At 48.3% G+C, this 14,974-nt stretch carries 13 protein-coding genes; 7 read left to right on the top strand and 6 right to left on the bottom strand.

The window, feature by feature from the left end; all coding sequences use genetic code 11:
- Positions 1 to 23: 23 nt before the first annotated feature.
- Positions 24 to 731 carry a type 1 glutamine amidotransferase gene (locus tag AB3114_RS04250; RefSeq protein ID WP_367342023.1) on the bottom strand — a complete coding sequence of 236 codons (708 nt, stop codon included), beginning with the start codon at positions 729 to 731 and terminating at the stop codon, positions 24 to 26.
- Positions 731 to 2,068, bottom strand: coding sequence for a MurT ligase domain-containing protein (locus tag AB3114_RS04245; RefSeq protein ID WP_367342022.1), 1,338 nt, complete (start codon positions 2,066 to 2,068; stop codon positions 731 to 733). The genes AB3114_RS04250 and AB3114_RS04245 overlap by 1 nt, the downstream gene beginning before the upstream one ends.
- A 150-nt stretch (positions 2,069 to 2,218) precedes the next feature.
- Here AB3114_RS04245 and AB3114_RS04240 point away from each other — a divergent pair, with 150 nt between their 5' ends.
- From AB3114_RS04240 to AB3114_RS04225, 4 genes are read left to right on the top strand one after another with little or no spacing between them, the layout of a single operon-like run.
- Positions 2,219 to 2,806, top strand: coding sequence for a thymidine kinase (locus tag AB3114_RS04240; RefSeq protein ID WP_367342021.1), 588 nt, complete (start codon positions 2,219 to 2,221; stop codon positions 2,804 to 2,806).
- A gap of 8 nt (positions 2,807 to 2,814) precedes the next feature.
- Positions 2,815 to 3,897, top strand: a complete 1,083-nt coding sequence (prfA, locus tag AB3114_RS04235; RefSeq protein ID WP_367342114.1) for a peptide chain release factor 1 — start codon at positions 2,815 to 2,817, stop codon at positions 3,895 to 3,897.
- Positions 3,890 to 4,753 carry a peptide chain release factor N(5)-glutamine methyltransferase gene (prmC, locus tag AB3114_RS04230; protein WP_367342020.1) on the top strand — a complete coding sequence of 288 codons (864 nt, stop codon included), beginning with the start codon at positions 3,890 to 3,892 and terminating at the stop codon, positions 4,751 to 4,753. The genes prfA and prmC overlap by 8 nt, the downstream gene beginning before the upstream one ends.
- A gap of 5 nt (positions 4,754 to 4,758) precedes the next feature.
- Positions 4,759 to 5,781: an L-threonylcarbamoyladenylate synthase gene (locus AB3114_RS04225; protein ID WP_367342019.1), complete on the top strand. Its 1,023-nt coding sequence runs from the start codon at positions 4,759 to 4,761 to the stop codon at positions 5,779 to 5,781.
- A 55-nt stretch (positions 5,782 to 5,836) separates the two neighbouring features.
- On the opposite strand, the gene AB3114_RS04220 is transcribed toward AB3114_RS04225, so the two are convergent.
- The 3 genes from AB3114_RS04220 to AB3114_RS04210 all read right to left on the bottom strand — a co-directional run bounded on the left by AB3114_RS04220 (position 5,837) and on the right by AB3114_RS04210 (position 8,233).
- A complete protein-coding gene (locus AB3114_RS04220; protein WP_367342018.1) occupies positions 5,837 to 6,103 on the bottom strand; it encodes a hypothetical protein in 267 nt (88 codons plus the stop codon).
- An 82-nt stretch (positions 6,104 to 6,185) separates the two neighbouring features.
- Positions 6,186 to 7,388: an amidohydrolase family protein gene (locus AB3114_RS04215; RefSeq protein ID WP_367342017.1), complete on the bottom strand. Its 1,203-nt coding sequence runs from the start codon at positions 7,386 to 7,388 to the stop codon at positions 6,186 to 6,188.
- An 11-nt stretch (positions 7,389 to 7,399) separates the two neighbouring features.
- Positions 7,400 to 8,233, bottom strand: a complete 834-nt coding sequence (locus AB3114_RS04210) for a transporter substrate-binding domain-containing protein (protein ID WP_367342016.1) — start codon at positions 8,231 to 8,233, stop codon at positions 7,400 to 7,402.
- Positions 8,234 to 8,546: 313 nt separating this feature from the next.
- Here AB3114_RS04210 and AB3114_RS04205 point away from each other — a divergent pair, with 313 nt between their 5' ends.
- Together AB3114_RS04205 and argH are read left to right on the top strand one after the other, a co-directional pair.
- A complete protein-coding gene (locus tag AB3114_RS04205) occupies positions 8,547 to 9,770 on the top strand; it encodes an argininosuccinate synthase (RefSeq protein ID WP_367342015.1) in 1,224 nt (407 codons plus the stop codon).
- Positions 9,760 to 11,154, top strand: coding sequence for an argininosuccinate lyase (gene argH, locus AB3114_RS04200; protein ID WP_367342014.1), 1,395 nt, complete (start codon positions 9,760 to 9,762; stop codon positions 11,152 to 11,154). Before AB3114_RS04205 ends, argH begins: the two co-directional genes overlap by 11 nt.
- 94 nt (positions 11,155 to 11,248) lie before the next feature.
- Here argH and AB3114_RS04195 read toward each other — a convergent pair whose 3' ends face one another.
- Complete coding sequence (locus AB3114_RS04195) at positions 11,249 to 13,270, bottom strand: sucrose-specific PTS transporter subunit IIBC (RefSeq protein WP_367342013.1); 2,022 nt, start codon at positions 13,268 to 13,270, stop codon at positions 11,249 to 11,251.
- Positions 13,271 to 13,498: 228 nt separating this feature from the next.
- On the opposite strand from AB3114_RS04195, the gene AB3114_RS04190 reads away from it, so the two are divergent.
- Positions 13,499 to 14,974, top strand: coding sequence for a sucrose-6-phosphate hydrolase (locus tag AB3114_RS04190; RefSeq protein ID WP_367342012.1), 1,476 nt, complete (start codon positions 13,499 to 13,501; stop codon positions 14,972 to 14,974).

The following is a 14,974-nucleotide window of genomic DNA, read 5'->3' as shown; positions in this document are numbered from 1 at the left end:
GTTAAGTTAATACCGCTCGCCTCCTAAAATGTTGGTTTGATGGTCAAGGCCTTAGCTTGGCTCAGGTCGGCGTCCGGATACTTATTTTCCAGTGCTTTGATCAGTATACGTTTGGCTAGTTCGCCGTTCCGCGTAAGAATTGGGCCGTGAAAGTAAGAGCAGAAGGTAAATTTATGGATAGCTCCTTCAGTTTTATCTTCGCCGTTATTGCCGTGACCTGAGATCACCATGCCGAGTGGCCGTTCATCTTTTCCTAAGAACGTCCGGCCGTTGTGGTTTTCAAAGCCGTGGTAGACTTGACCGGTTTCTTCATTCTTGATGGTGATGTTGCCGATAAAACGGTGGTGGTCCTGGCTCAGGGTGTAGTGGTCCAGCGCACCGATGCCCGGGATCTTTTCGCCGGCCGCCCCGATGTAGTAGTGACCGAGTAACTGGTAGCCACCGCAGATAGCCAACATCGGTTTGTTAGCTTCGATAAATTCTTTGATGGCGTCTTTTTTGCCTTGGATGTCCTTGGAAACGACGGTTTGCTCGTAATCTTGGCCGCCACCAAAGAATGCGAGATCAAATTCATCTGGATTGAAGTTTTCTTCGATGCTGATTACCTTGACGGCAATATCGGTGTCCATTTTGCCCGCATAGTACTGGAGCGCCGTGATGTTACCGATGTCGCCATAAGTGTTCATCAGGTCACCGTAGAGGTGCGCCAACGTTAGATGATACTTAGCCATTAGTCCATTCCTCCTTTGATGACACCTTGTTCTGCCAACTGTTTCCGCAATTGAAGGACGGCCGTGTAGGTGGCCAGGACATAAACCTGGTCAGTTGGCAGCTGTTTAATCTTTGCAATGACGTTGTCGAGATTTGGCTCCTTCCACATATCGGGGATGCCAGCCATCATCAAGCGGGTGCTGATGTCTTTGTAGCGCTCCCCGCCCGTCATGAATTGTGGGATATCGTGCTTTTTCAGGTTTTCAAAGTGACCATCCCAAATCCAACTGGTGTCGATACCGTCGGCGTAGTTGGCATTTAATAAGAAGACAAATGAGAACGGTCGCTTATCCGTTAAAATCATATCGAGGACTTGGTTGAGACCGACTGGGTTCTTTACCAAAATCAGGGTCACCGTCTTGGAACCAAGCTGGAATTCTTCCTGGCGGCCAAAGACACGTTCGTCGGCTTCGAAGGCGTGCTTAATCTGGCTTTGGCTGACACCAAGGAAGCGGCCGAGGGCATAAGCGGCGAGGGCGTTGTAGATATTGTAAGTTCCGCCGATCGCGATCCGATATTCCTGGCCGTCGATTTCAAATGTTGAACTGTTAGGTGTTTGGTTAGTTACCTTCGTGACGGCATAAGTTAATTCGGGCCGGTGGAAGCCACAGTTAGGGCAGAAGTAATCACCGAGGTTGGCGTAGGTCCGCAGGTGGTAGTGCAGGATGTGCCGGCACTTGGGACAGAGCAGGCCATCGGTGTTGGCTGGTGCCCGCAAGTCGTCTTCATGGCCGTTGTTGAAGCCGTAATAGATGATCGGGTTAGGCAGTTCCTTCGAATTGAAGAGCTGTTCGTCACCGTTAGCGATGATCGTCGCTTTCGGTGCCAGGCGGACCCCCTTGAGGATCTTTTCGTAGGTGGTGTAGATTTCACCATAGCGGTCCATCTGGTCCCGGAAGAGGTTGGTGAAGACAAAGGCGATCGGAGTGATGTAGCGGCAAACCAAAACGACGTTGGCCTCGTCGACTTCGAGGACGGCTAAGCCCTTTTTGTGGGGGCGCGGTGCCGTGATGAAGGTAGTGACAATCCCTTGCTCCATGTTAGAGCCAGTAGGGTTAGTCAATACTTGCTCGTATTTTTGCTTTAAGACGCGGACACTCAGTGCAGTCGTGAGGGTTTTACCATTCGTCCCGGTAACGATCACCAGGTCGTATTTTTTACTGAAAGCTTTGAGAATCTGTGGATCCAGTTTGAGGGTCAATTTTCCTGGTAGCGAACTGCCACCGTGCAAAAAGGTGTGAAGAAACCAGTAACTGGTCCGGCCGACAGTTTCGGCAAAGGCACTTCTGATTGTCATATTGATGTCCTTTCATTTCGTCATTATCAGGCTTTAATTTTAACCCGCAATTAATGAAAAGAAAAGCCAATCGATCGATCCTGCTGCTTTTCTTAATGTGCCCTTTCGGCTATAATTGAGTTACTATGCAAATAAAAGGGGCAGAATGTCTTGGCACAGTTATTCTTTAAATACGGCGCAATGAATTCTGGCAAGTCCATTGATATCCTTAAAGTTGCTCATAATTATGAGGAGCAGGGCAAGCCAGTTGAAATCATGACCAGTGGGGTAGACAATCGATCGGGCGTCGGCATTATTGCCAGTCGAATCGGCTTAAAGCGACGGGTGACGCCCGTGATGGCTGATACAGATATTTACCGTCTGGTGAAGAATATCGACCACCGAATTTACTGCGTTTTGATCGATGAGGCCCAGTTTTTGAAAAAACGCCACGTCTTACAGTTGACACGCATTGTCGACGAATTGGGAATTCCGGTGATGACGTTTGGCCTGAAAAATGACTTCAAAAACGAGCTCTTCGAAGGCTCGAAGTACCTTTTGATCTATGCCGATAAGATTGAAGAAATGAAGACCATCTGCTGGTTCTGTCCGCACAAAGCGACGATGAACTTGCGCATCCATGATGGCAAGCCCGTTTATGAAGGTGAACAGGTTCAAATCGGTGGCAACGAATCTTACTATCCCGTTTGCCGCAAACATTATTTCCACCCATTACTAAATCAACAGGAGAATGATTAACGATGGATATGCAAAAGATTTTTGATAAGTTGCAAGCGGTAGTCGACCGCTACGACGAGTTGAATGAATTGATCTCCGATCCCGAGGTGATCGCTGACACGCAACGGTTCATGAAACTCTCTAAGGAAGAGGGTAGTCTGCGTGAAACCGTTGAAAAGTATAAAGAATACCAAAAAGTCACCCAAACAATCGAGGATGACCAAAAAATGCTCGGTGATATCGATGATGATGAACTGCTGGAAATGACCAAGCAGGAAATTGCCGACTCCGAAGACAGACAAAAGGAATTGGAACACGAGCTGCTGGTTCTGGTTTTGCCGAAGGATCCAAATGATGATAAGAACATCATCATGGAAATCCGCGGGGCCGCCGGTGGGGATGAAGCCTCACTCTTTGCGGCGGACCTGTACAACATGTACCTCCACTACGCTGAACGACAAGGCTGGAAGGTCGAAGTCATTGACCAGAACCCAACAGAGGTCGGCGGATTTAAGGAAATCGTGCTGATGATTTCCGGGAAGAAAGTTTATTCCAAGCTGAAGTTTGAAAACGGGGCCCACCGTGTTCAACGGGTGCCAGTCACTGAGTCGGCTGGACGGGTTCATACCTCAACGGCAACTGTTGGTGTGATGCCCGAAGAAGAAGATGTCGACATCAAGATCGATCCGAAGGACATCCGGGTTGACGTCTACCGTTCTTCTGGTGCCGGTGGTCAACACGTCAACAAGACCAGTTCTGCCGTGCGGATGACCCACTTGCCAACCGGGATTGTCGTTGCCATGCAGGATGAACGTTCCCAACAACAAAACCGTGCCAAGGCCATGCGTATTTTGAAGGCGCGGGTCTACGATTACTACAAGCAAAAGGAAGAGAACCAGTACAATGCCGAGCGGAAGAGTGCCATCGGGACCGGTGATCGTTCGGAACGGATTCGGACTTATAATTATCCGCAAAACCGGGTTACCGACCACCGGATTGGCTTGACCATCAATAAACTCGATAAGGTAATGAGCGGTGAACTTGATGAAATTATCGATGCTTTGATCGTTGCTGATCAGGCAAAGAAACTCGAAGACTTGAAGAATGAATAAGCCGACATACTTTACGGCATTAAAATGGGCTGCTCAGCAGTTAGCGGGATCGCAGATTGATCCAGATGCGCCACGTTTCCTGCTTTTGATGAAGCACGACTGGACGCTAACGGATTTTTTAGCGCACCAGCGTGACCAGGTCCCAGCTGAAGAGTGGGCCTGGTTTCAACAAGCAATTCAGCGGGTTTTAGATAATGAGCCGCCCCAGTACGTAGTAGGTGTGGCCCCGTTTTATGGCCGGACGTTTCGGGTCAACCGTGACGTCCTGGTGCCGGAAAGCGAGACCGAGGAGTTAGTTGACTGGGTCTTACAGGAACAGCCACCAAAGCGTCAACTGCGTGTTCTCGACCTGGGAACTGGCAGTGGGGTGATCGGCATTACCTTGGCGCTGGAGCGTCCTAGTTGGCAAGTCGAATTGAGCGATATCTCGGCGACTAGCTTGGCAGTGGCTCAACAGAACCAGGAGCGTCTGGGGACGCACTTACCGCAAATACAGGGTGATCTTTTTGAGCATCTGTCCGGACGGCGATTTGACCTGATCGTCACTAATCCGCCATACGTGGCTACGACGGCTCGGTCAGAGATGGACGAAGCAGTCAAGGAGTTTGAACCAGAACAGGCCCTTTATGCGGGCACTGATGGACTAGACTTTTACCGTCGACTGTTTGAGCAATTACCAGATCATCTTAATCCTGGCGGAATGTTATATGGTGAGACTGGTTTTGATCAGGAGCATTTAATTAAGGAATTGGCACAACAGAAACTGCCTGCTTGGCAGCTGACGACTAAGCATGACATGGCAGACAGAATGAGGATGATTAAGTTATGTGGTGGTTTGGAAAAAAGAGGAGACTGAAAAAAGTGGATACGCGAATCTTTCAGTTAGATGAAATTGATGAAGCGGCTAAGTTGATCCAGGACGGTCAGCTGGTGGCATTTCCAACTGAGACTGTCTATGGCCTTGGTGCAGACGCAACTAATGAAAAAGCGGTTAAGCAGGTTTACTTGGCCAAGGGACGTCCTAGTGACAATCCGTTGATCGTGCACATTTGCTCTAAAGACATGGCCGAAAAGTATGCCCAGCACATTCCGGATGACGCCTACAAGCTGATGGATCATTTCTGGCCTGGTAGCCTGACAATGATCTTCAAGATCAAGCCGGGTTCACTATCCAAGACGGTGACGGGTGGCCTTAAGACGGCGGCCTTCCGTTTTCCTGACTGCAAGCCAACGCTTGATCTTATTAAGAAGGCAGGGCGGCCAATCGTGGGTCCGTCCGCTAACACTTCTGGTAAGCCGAGTCCAACGACGGCCCAGCACGTTTACCATGACCTAGCTGGTAAGATTGCCGGCATCCTCGACAACGGCCCGACGCGGGTCGGCGTGGAATCGACGGTCCTCGACATGTCCGGCGATCATCCGGTCATTTTGCGTCCAGGCGCTGTCACTAAGCAGATGATCGAGGACGTCATCGGCTCGATCGACGTCAACCACCACAAGGTTGGCAAGCATGAAACACCGAAGGCACCGGGGATGAAGTACAAGCACTATGCTCCGGCGGCTCAGGTGTACGTGGTTGATCCTGGTACTAACTGGGATGACGTGGTTGCCTGGATTAAGCAGCAACCATTTGACGTCGGTATGATGGCTGAAGAGAAGATCTTGCAGCACGAAGTTTTGCCGATGAATGCCAGTCAGTTCTCACTGGGTAATAACGTTCAGGATGCCAGTGCACGGCTGTTCGACGGTCTCCGTGAATTCGACGACAAGCCGAATGTCAAAGCTATCGTTTGCCAGGCCTTTCCGGCAGAAGGACTGGGGGTAGCCTACATGAACCGGCTCAATAAATCAGCTGGTGGGGTACACTTCGGACAAAAGAAATAAACAGCAAAATGGCAGCTCCATGATTGGAACTGCCATTTTTTCGAATAGTGTGACTTTAAACCCTAAACGCTAACTGCATCATCTTCGCCTGTGCTGCTTCTAACTCGGCAGCAGAAAGACTGATGTATTGGGCGACGATCCGCGGTGAAACATGGGCATCGTTAATTAAAAAGTCGTGGATATCACTGGTGCTAACGTTGGCGTGACGAAGGTGCTGAACCGTCATTGCAGTGGCAAATTCAGCTGTTTTGGCAGCCGAAAAGACTGCGGGGGCTGTTTCGACGACACCTTGATAGTAGCCAAGCATAAATGTCCGATTCATCAAAATCACCTCACTTGTTACCTCTATTATAAGGCTTAGAACGACAATAAGGCAGGGACCAGCAACGTGGTCCCTGCCTATTTTAGAATTGTTTCTTGCCACCTAAATAAACTTGTTTATCGACTTGCTGAACAGCTTTAATGTTGGTCAACGGGTTATCGTCGAGAACAAGGAAGTCGGCCATTTTACCTTTCTCTAGCGTGCCGTATTCTTTATCAATTCCCATGAGGCTAGCGGCCCCAATGCCGGCAGCCTGTAGAGATTGGAAATTGCTGAGGCCATGTTCCGCCATCAGTTCTAGTTCCACCGGTGCTTCTTTGAACTGGTTAAAGGGTGTGCCCGCATCGGTACCCATGGCAATCTTCACGCCGTGACTCATGGCGTAACCAACGTTGCTGATAAAATCGTCGAGAATCTGGTCCTCCTTATCCAGCATGTACTGGGGAAGCTTGCCCTTGCCATATTTGGGAATGACGATCCCAGAAACGAGGGTCGGTACCAGGTAGGTGCCGTGCTCTTTCATCAGTTCAACGTCATCGTGGGAAAGGTAGTGACCATGTTCAATCGAATCGACACCAGCTAGCAAGGCTTTATGAATGCCTTTGCCGCCTTCCGCGTGCGCCGCAACCGTCATGTGTTTGGAATGGGCCTCTTCGACTGCCATCTTCATTTCTTCGACACTCAGTTCGGTGTCATCGATTTGGTCGGTGGCCGACATGACGCCACCAGTGGCCATCACTTTGATATTCTGGGCGCCTTCCTTAAAGTTTTCCCGAACCGCGTGGCGCATTTCGTCTGGTGAGTCGACGAGGCGTCCCCAGACGGCACCGCCGTGCTCGCCTTCAGTAAAATCGGCGTGGCCACCAGTCATACACATCGGCTGACCAGAGGGCATAATCCGTGAACCAACAAAGGGGTGGGCATGATGCAGCTTCATTAACTTGATGTCGACGTTAAAGGCACAGCCACAATCACGTACGTAGGTGATGCCTGCCTGAAGGCTTTCCTTGAGGTTGGCCAGTGCTTGCAGGGTGACTTCGGTTTCGCTCAAGTAGTAGAGCTTATTGGTGAGAGCGTTCATCATCATGTGGGTGTGGGCGTTGATCAGCCCCGGCATGACGTACTGGTGATGGAGGTCCACTACCTGATCTGCTTGTGGAGTCGCACCTGTGCCGATGGCGGTGATTTGGCCGCTGTTCTGGTCGACTACCATCCAGGCATTGTCAACGATTTTCTCTTTTGTGCCGGCAAAGAGCTGAAAATTATCGAAAAGAAGCTTTGTCATTCTATCACTCCTTACTTAGCGTATTTAATTTGGAGATTCTGAGCCTTGTGGTAAAGTTGGTTGAGTTTGCCGTTCTTTTGGTCCTTGGTGATGGTTTGGTTGACTTTCTTCTGCAGTGCCTTGTCACCTTTCCGGATGGCAACCCGGGTCCCGGCTTGCATCTTGTTTTGCTTAAAGGTGAAGTGGGGATCAACAGCGTATTGGTTCGGGTGTTCCTTTGCGAAAGCTTCGGCGGTGTCACTGGTGGCGACCAAGCCATCGAGTGAGCCGTTCTTCACCTCACTAGCCAGGGTCTGCAGCGAAGTTTCGTTAACAACTTTGGCACCCTTGACACCCTTTGCGATCTTATCTTGGTATGAGGACTGTTGAGCACCGATCTTTTGGCCCTTCAGGCTTGAGATGGACTTATATTTATCCTTATTAGCTTTAGATACCAGCAGCACTTGGTGCACTGTCCGGTATGGCTTGGAGAAGTTAATAACTTTAGCCCGTTTAGGGGTATACGACATTCCGGCCATGATCAAATCGAATTTCTTGTTTTGTAATTCTGAAATTAATGAAGGGAAGGCGATGTTGACGACTTTGACTTTCTTGACCCCCATCGATTTGGCAATTTCCTTGGCCAGCATCATATCGTAACCGACGATTTTTTGCTTGCCGTGTTTGACAATCGTGAATTCATAAGGGGCGTAGTCGGCATAGGTTCCGACGACCAGTTCCTTCTTATTTTGAATATTCTTAACACTGTTATCTTTCTTGGCACCACAGCCACCCAAGAATAAGCTCAGCGATGCGACAACTGCAGTGGCAGCGATAGCTGCTTTTTTAAATGACTTCCATTTCATAGGTAATTCCTCCGTTCTCTCGTTCCTATCCTGTATATTTGATGAATATAATTGCTAAATCAAGTATTTATATTCTTAATGGTGCATATCTTACGCTGGCTGATTTACAATTGCAAGACCTTTTATGCAATTTTTCTGTATTTTCTTTAAATTGGTATCTTGCTTAAATTTATCTTATCCTATAAATATAATATCCAAATGTCACGCTTATTTTGAATATTTTTTAAATATGCTTGCATTTTACACAAAATACGTGTATATTTATCACCATCATCAAAAGAAACAGTTCTTTAACGAAATGGAGGAATTATTCATGGCAAATGAAAAAATTGTTTTAGCATATTCAGGTGGACTCGATACTTCAGTTTCTATTCCTTGGCTGATCAACAAGGGTTACGATGTCATCGCATGTTGTATTGATGTCGGTGAAGGCAAGGACATGGATGCTATTCAAAAGAAGGGTGCTGCAGTTGGTGCCTGGAAGTCTGTAGTGATTGATGCCAAGCATGACTTTGCCATGAATTACGTTCTGCCAGCTCTGAAAGCTGACGCCGTTTACGAAGACGACTATCCGTTGGTATCCGCCTTGTCACGGCCACTGATCGTTAAAATCTTGGTAGATGTTGCTAAGAAGTACGGTGCTACTGCCATCGCCCATGGCTGTACCGGGAAGGGTAACGACCAGGTACGTTTCGAAGCCGGTATCCACGCCTTAGCTCCCGAAATGAAGATTGAAGATCCTATTAGAGACTGGCACTGGTCACGGGAAGAAGAAATTAAGTACGCTAAGGACCATGGGATTCCGGTGCCGATTACCAAAGCTAGTCCATACTCCATTGATGAAAACCTGTGGGGCCGGGCCAACGAATGTGGTATCCTGGAAGATCCATGGGCAGGTGCTCCAGCGGATGCCTATGACCGGACAGTTGCGATCGAAGACGCTCCAGATAAGCCAGATGTGATCGAATTAACCTTTAAGAATGGTCAACCAACTGCAATGAACGGCGAAGAAATGCCGCTGGAAGAACTGATCATGAAGCTGGATAAACTGGCCGGTAGTCATGGTATTGGCCGGATTGACCACGTGGAAAACCGGTTGGTTGGTATCAAATCACGGGAAGTTTACGAATGCCCAGCCGCTACAGTGCTCTTAGCAGCACACCAGGACCTGGAAAACCTGACCCAGGAAGAAGAAGTGGCTCATTTCAAGCCGACGGTTAGCCTTAAGATGGCTTCATTGATTTACAACGGCCTCTGGTACTCACCGTTGATGAAGGCTTTGCAGGCGTTCATGGATGAAAGCCAAAAGGATGTCAACGGGACCGTCAGAGTCAAGCTCTTTAAGGGCAACGTGATCTGCGAAGGCCGGAAATCACCAAATTCTCTGTACGATAAGAACTTAGCAACTTACACTTCTGCCGACGAATTTGACCAAGAAGCTGCTAATGGCTTTATCACTCTGTTCGAATTACCGGACAAAGTTTACGCTCAAGTTCACCAAAAAGCCGCAAAGGAGCAGGATCAGGATGCCGATTAAGAGAATGTGGGGTGGCCGGTTTCAGGCCACTGGATCAGATTTAGCCAATACTTTTGGTGCTTCGATTTTCTTTGACCAGGAAATGGCCCATGAAGATATCTTTGGCTCGCTGGCACACGTCAAGATGCTGAAAGCGACGAAAATTCTGCCTGCAGCTGATGCCGATAAAATTATCAAGGGCTTACATGAGATTGATGATCAGCTGACTAAGGATGGTAGTCTGCCCTTTACAGTTGATGACGAAGATATTCATATGAATATCGAAGACCTGTTAACCAAAAAAATTGGTCCCGTCGCAGGTAAACTGCACACGGGACGGAGTCGGAATGACCAGGTTGCGACCGACCTGCACCTCTACGTCAAGGAACGCCTGCCCAAGGTGATCGATGCCCTGTATGAATTACAGCAAGCACTGGTGGATCAGGCAGCTGAAAACGTGCATACCGTGATGCCAGGCTATACCCATATGCAGCATGCCCAACCGATCTCCTATGGCCATTATCTGTTGGCTTACTTCCAGATGTTTCAGCGGGACGTCGAACGTTTTCAGTTCAACATGAAGCACACCGATATTTCTCCTCTCGGTGCGGCTGCGTTAGCCGGTACGAGTTTCCCAATTGATCGGCAACTGAGCGCTAAGTACCTAGGAATGTCCGACCTTTACGACAACTCCCTGGATGCCGTTTCTGACCGGGACTTTGTCCTTGAGTTTCTCAGCAATGCCAGCATTTTGATGATGCACCTGTCCCGGTTATGTGAAGAACTGGTTTACTGGTGCAGCCACGAATTTGGTTACATCGAACTCTCTGATTCATATTCCACTGGTAGCTCGATCATGCCGCAGAAGAAGAACCCGGACTTTGCCGAGCTAATTCGTGGTAAGACCGGCCGGGTTTATGGACATCTGATGGGTCTGCTAACGACGATGAAGGGCATTCCTTTGGCTTATAACAAGGATATGCAAGAAGATAAAGAAGGTATCTTTGATGCCGTCAAGACCATTCTGCCAAGCCTCAAAATCATGGCGGGGATGATCAAGACGCTGCACGTCAATAAGGATAAGATGGATGCAGCGACGCATCATGATTTCTCCAACGCAACTGAACTGGCTGATTACTTGGCAGGGAAGGGAATTCCTTTCCGGCAGGCACACGAAATTGTCGGCGAGTTGGTACTGAAGGGTATCAAGAGTGGGCACGACTTGTCCGATATTTCGATGGAAGAATTTCATAAGATCAGCCCTAAGATTGACGAAGATGTCTATCACTGCCTGAAACCCGAAGTTGCCGTGGAAAGGCGTAATTCTTACGGTGGCACCGGCTTCAAGCAGGTAGAAGAACAATTAGCGAAAGCAAAAGCTATCCTTGCTAAGCAGGATAAATAAGATAAGGCCACAATGTTAACGATGAGCATTGTGGCCTTTAGTATGTAAAAAATCTCCCGTCTAGTTATCAGGCGGGAGATTTTACTATTAAAATTTATTTAGCAGTAGCTTGGATCAGATTATCACCATGCTTAACGTCCTTATCAACTGCGGTGGCAGCGACTTTAGCGTAGGAGCCAGTGTTAGTCAGGATTTCCATGACGGTGGTGTCATAACCGGCTTTCTTGACGGCATCCAGATCAACGGTTCCTAAGAGGTCACCCTTGTTGACGTGTTGACCCTTTTCAACTTTCGTGGTGAAGTTCTTACCCTTTAATTCGACGGTGTCGATACCGACGTGAATCAGAACTTCAGCACCATCGTCAGATTTCAAACCATAAGCATGCATTGACGGGTAAGTAACGGTTAACGTTCCGCTAACTGGTGCGTAGATTGAACCATCGCTTGGTTCAACGGCAGCACCTTCGCCCATCATCTTCTTGGAGAAGACATCATCGTTCACCTTAGCCAAGTCGACAGCGTAACCATCAACTGGTGCAGCAACGGTTTCGTTCTTCAATTCGTCCTTAGCTGGGGCAGCAGCTTCGCCGTTGTTTTCGGTAGCTTCTGCTTCCTGCTTGTCTTCTTTTTCTTCGGCAACAACGACGGCAGCCTTAGCATCAGCGGCTTCGGCTTTGAAGACGTCGCGAGCTTTAGAACGACCATAAATGAAGGTCAGGATGAAGGCGATAGCAACGGAGATCAGTTCACAGAGAACGTATGCTGGGATGGACTTCGGGAAGATTGACAGGAAGCCGATGAAACCAGCAGAACCCATTGAAGGAATGATGATGTGCATAAAGCCGGCGATAAAGGCAGCAATTCCTGAACCGATTAATGCACAGAAGAATGGGAAGCGGTATTTCAGGTTAACCCCGAAGAGGGCTGGTTCAGTAATACCTAAGAAGGCAGAAACACAAGCTGAACTTGACAGGCCCTTCATCTTTTCGTTCTTGGTTAAGAACCAGATTGCAAGAGTGGCGGCACCCTGGGCGATGTTGGCCATTGAAGCAACCAGGAAGATGAAGTCCCCGACACCACGGCCGTGAGCGTAAGCCGCAACCAACTGGGTTTCGACGGCTGGGAAGCTCTGGTGCAACCCGGTCGTAACAATAGCTGAGTAACAAAGACCAAAGATCCCAAGACCAAAGGCACTGGTAGTGTTGTACAACCAAACGATGGCGTTAGTCAGACCATCAGATACGGCCTTGAACACTGGACCGATGATGACGAAAGTCAAGAAACCAGTGATCAGAATGGATAGCAATGGGGTGAATGTGAAGTCAACAGCGGATGGCAACCACTTGTGGAAGTGCTTTTCGACGATTGACAGTACCCAAACGGCTACTAAGACAGGAATAACTTGGTAAGTATATGAAGTTTGTGAAACGTGGAGGCCAAAGATGTTCCAGAACTTAGTGTAGGCACCGATGGTGGTAACCTTAGCCAGGCTGCTGGCACCGATGATGTTGGCTGTCCCGGGGGCAACCATGATCATCCCGATGGCAGCAGAGAGGAAGGTGTTGGCACCGAAACGTTTCCCGGCTGAAATGGCAACTAGAATTGGCAGGAACCAGAATGGAGCGGCCGACATCAGTTGAATCATGTTACTCAAACCGGCAATGGCTGGGTACATTTGAATAACTGACTTGGAACCGAACAGACCTGGCTGTGTCAAGAAGTTGTTCAGAGCCATCAGCAAACCACCAGCAACTAAGGCTGGAATAATTGGAACAAAGATGTCAGACAATAGCTTAATGAAAGCCATTACTGGGTTGGTATGCTGATTGTTGTTGGCTACCTTCTTCAGGTCGTCAGTCGACAATTCTTTTAGTCCGGTGATCTTAATGAATTCGTCGTAAACGTCATTAACATCACCAGGGCCGATGATTACTTGATACTGACCATTGGTTTTAAAGGTCCCTTTGACATCGGGATCATTATCTAACCCTTTCTGGTCAATGTTGGTATCGTCTTTCAATACAAGACGGAGACGGGTAGCACAGTGCGCGGCTGCGATGATGTTATCACGACCGACGTATTTGATCACCCGTTGAGCAACTGCTTTGTGATCCATGATAAATCCCTTTCCTTTTCCGCACTTCTGAAAGCGCTTTAGTATTTGCACAACATTATGGTACAATGCTGACTAATATATGTCAATCGTTTACATATATTTTCTTGAAAAAGTTTCACAATCCTTTAATTTAGCGACTTTTTCTTCTGTAAACGATTGACACAAAGGACTTATTTTAGTAAAATCTGGTTGTAGAAAACGCTTTCTTATTTAAGGAGATGCAGATACATGGAATGGACAAGAGCCAAGCGCTACACACCGTATGCTAAATGGTCGGCGGGCAAGCTGCTCAGCTTACAATCCGAAGCAGCTAATTCTAGCTATCAGATGCGTTATCACATCCGGCCACTGTCTGGCCTTTTAAACGACCCAAATGGTTTTTCATATTTTAATGGTAACTACCATGTGTTTTACCAGTCGTTTCCCTTTGGGGCTGTTCATGGACTGAAGTCATGGGTGCATATGCAATCCTCAGACCTGGTTCACTGGGGAAATCGCGGATTAGCGATTGCTCCAGGGACGGATCCCAAGAGCTATGACAATGCAGGTGCCTACTCCGGGTCGGCGATGGCTATCGATGACCGACTCTTCCTTATGTATACTGGTAATCACCGAACACCTGACTGGGTTCGCATTCCTTACCAGTGCGGTGCCTGGATGGATAAGTCTGGTAAAGTCACGAAGTTAGACCATTATTTATTTAAGAACCCGGCACAATTCAGCGAACATTTCCGTGACCCGCAGATAATGAAACATAACGGGTCCTACTATTGCTTGCTCGGTGCACAGGAAAAGGATAATAAGACTGGCCACCTGGATTTATGGAAGTCGGCTGATTTAAAGGATTGGCAAGAAGTCGGCACTGTCGACTTTGGCGTGAAGAATGCAGGTTATATGATCGAGTGTCCTAACCTCGTTTTTGTCGATGGTAAAGCCGTCCTGGTCTTCTGCCCACAAGGGTTAGATAAGAAGATTGCTGACTACGACAATGTTTACCCGAACATGTACGTTGTAGGTGACAGTTTTGATTTTGAACACGCTAAATTGGTTAATCCGTCACCCCTCAAGAATTTAGATGATGGTTTTGATGTTTATGCTAGCCAATGCTTTAATGCCCCAGACGGCACCCCATACGTCATCTCGTGGGTGGGCTTACCTGATTCCACGTACCCAACTGATGATGAGGAGTGGGCTAACTGTTTAAGCCAGGCCAAGCGATTGAAGATGGTCCATGGTGAATTGACTCAAGAACCAGTTGAGGCGATGAAGTCATTACGTTTGGAAGATCAAGCCGTGAAGACCGCAAATCAGCAGGGGATTCAGGCCCAGACCGGAAACCAATATGAATTATTGGTAGACATCAACGCTAACCAGCATGGCAGTCTTCAGCTCGCTGCGGGTGATGGTCAGCACCACCTCGACCTGAACTTCGATACTGCAGCAGGTAAGTTGGTGGTCGATCGTGGTCAAAGCGGAGCGGCAGTCAACCCAAAGTACGGAACACAACGGATGGTATCTCTACCAGCCGGACGTGATTTGAAGCTTCACGTCTTCGTCGATCATTCATTGTGTGAGATTTTTGTCAACGACGGCCAATCCGTCATTACGCTGCGGTTCTTCGCGCCTGAAGGCAATACGGCGGTTCAATTCGATAATGATAACGTCAAGTACCAGGCACAGTACTGGCCACTGCAAGAGATGTAG

Origin of the sequence: Limosilactobacillus sp., assembly GCF_040772465.1 — a bacterium.
In the GTDB taxonomy this organism is placed as follows: Bacteria; Bacillota; Bacilli; order Lactobacillales; family Lactobacillaceae; genus Limosilactobacillus.
Note: the sequence above shows the minus strand (reverse complement) of the source record. Positions and strands in the feature narration are given on the sequence as shown.

Excerpts from the sequence above, each read along its gene's own strand:
- AB3114_RS04250 (WP_367342023.1), bottom strand. The coding sequence starts at position 731 with ATGGCTAAGTATCATCTAACGTTGGCGCACCTCTACGGTGACCTGATG.
- AB3114_RS04245 (WP_367342022.1), bottom strand. The coding sequence starts at position 2,068 with ATGACAATCAGAAGTGCCTTTGCCGAAACTGTCGGCCGGACCAGTTAC.
- prfA (WP_367342114.1), top strand. The coding sequence starts at position 2,815 with ATGCAAAAGATTTTTGATAAGTTGCAAGCGGTAGTCGACCGCTACGAC.
- prmC (WP_367342020.1), top strand. The coding sequence starts at position 3,890 with ATGAATAAGCCGACATACTTTACGGCATTAAAATGGGCTGCTCAGCAG.
- AB3114_RS04220 (WP_367342018.1), bottom strand. The coding sequence starts at position 6,103 with ATGAATCGGACATTTATGCTTGGCTACTATCAAGGTGTCGTCGAAACA.
- AB3114_RS04215 (WP_367342017.1), bottom strand. The coding sequence starts at position 7,388 with ATGACAAAGCTTCTTTTCGATAATTTTCAGCTCTTTGCCGGCACAAAA.
- AB3114_RS04210 (WP_367342016.1), bottom strand. The coding sequence starts at position 8,233 with ATGAAATGGAAGTCATTTAAAAAAGCAGCTATCGCTGCCACTGCAGTT.
- AB3114_RS04205 (WP_367342015.1), top strand. The coding sequence starts at position 8,547 with ATGGCAAATGAAAAAATTGTTTTAGCATATTCAGGTGGACTCGATACT.
- argH (WP_367342014.1), top strand. The coding sequence starts at position 9,760 with ATGCCGATTAAGAGAATGTGGGGTGGCCGGTTTCAGGCCACTGGATCA.
- AB3114_RS04195 (WP_367342013.1), bottom strand. The coding sequence starts at position 13,270 with ATGGATCACAAAGCAGTTGCTCAACGGGTGATCAAATACGTCGGTCGT.
- AB3114_RS04190 (WP_367342012.1), top strand. The coding sequence starts at position 13,499 with ATGGAATGGACAAGAGCCAAGCGCTACACACCGTATGCTAAATGGTCG.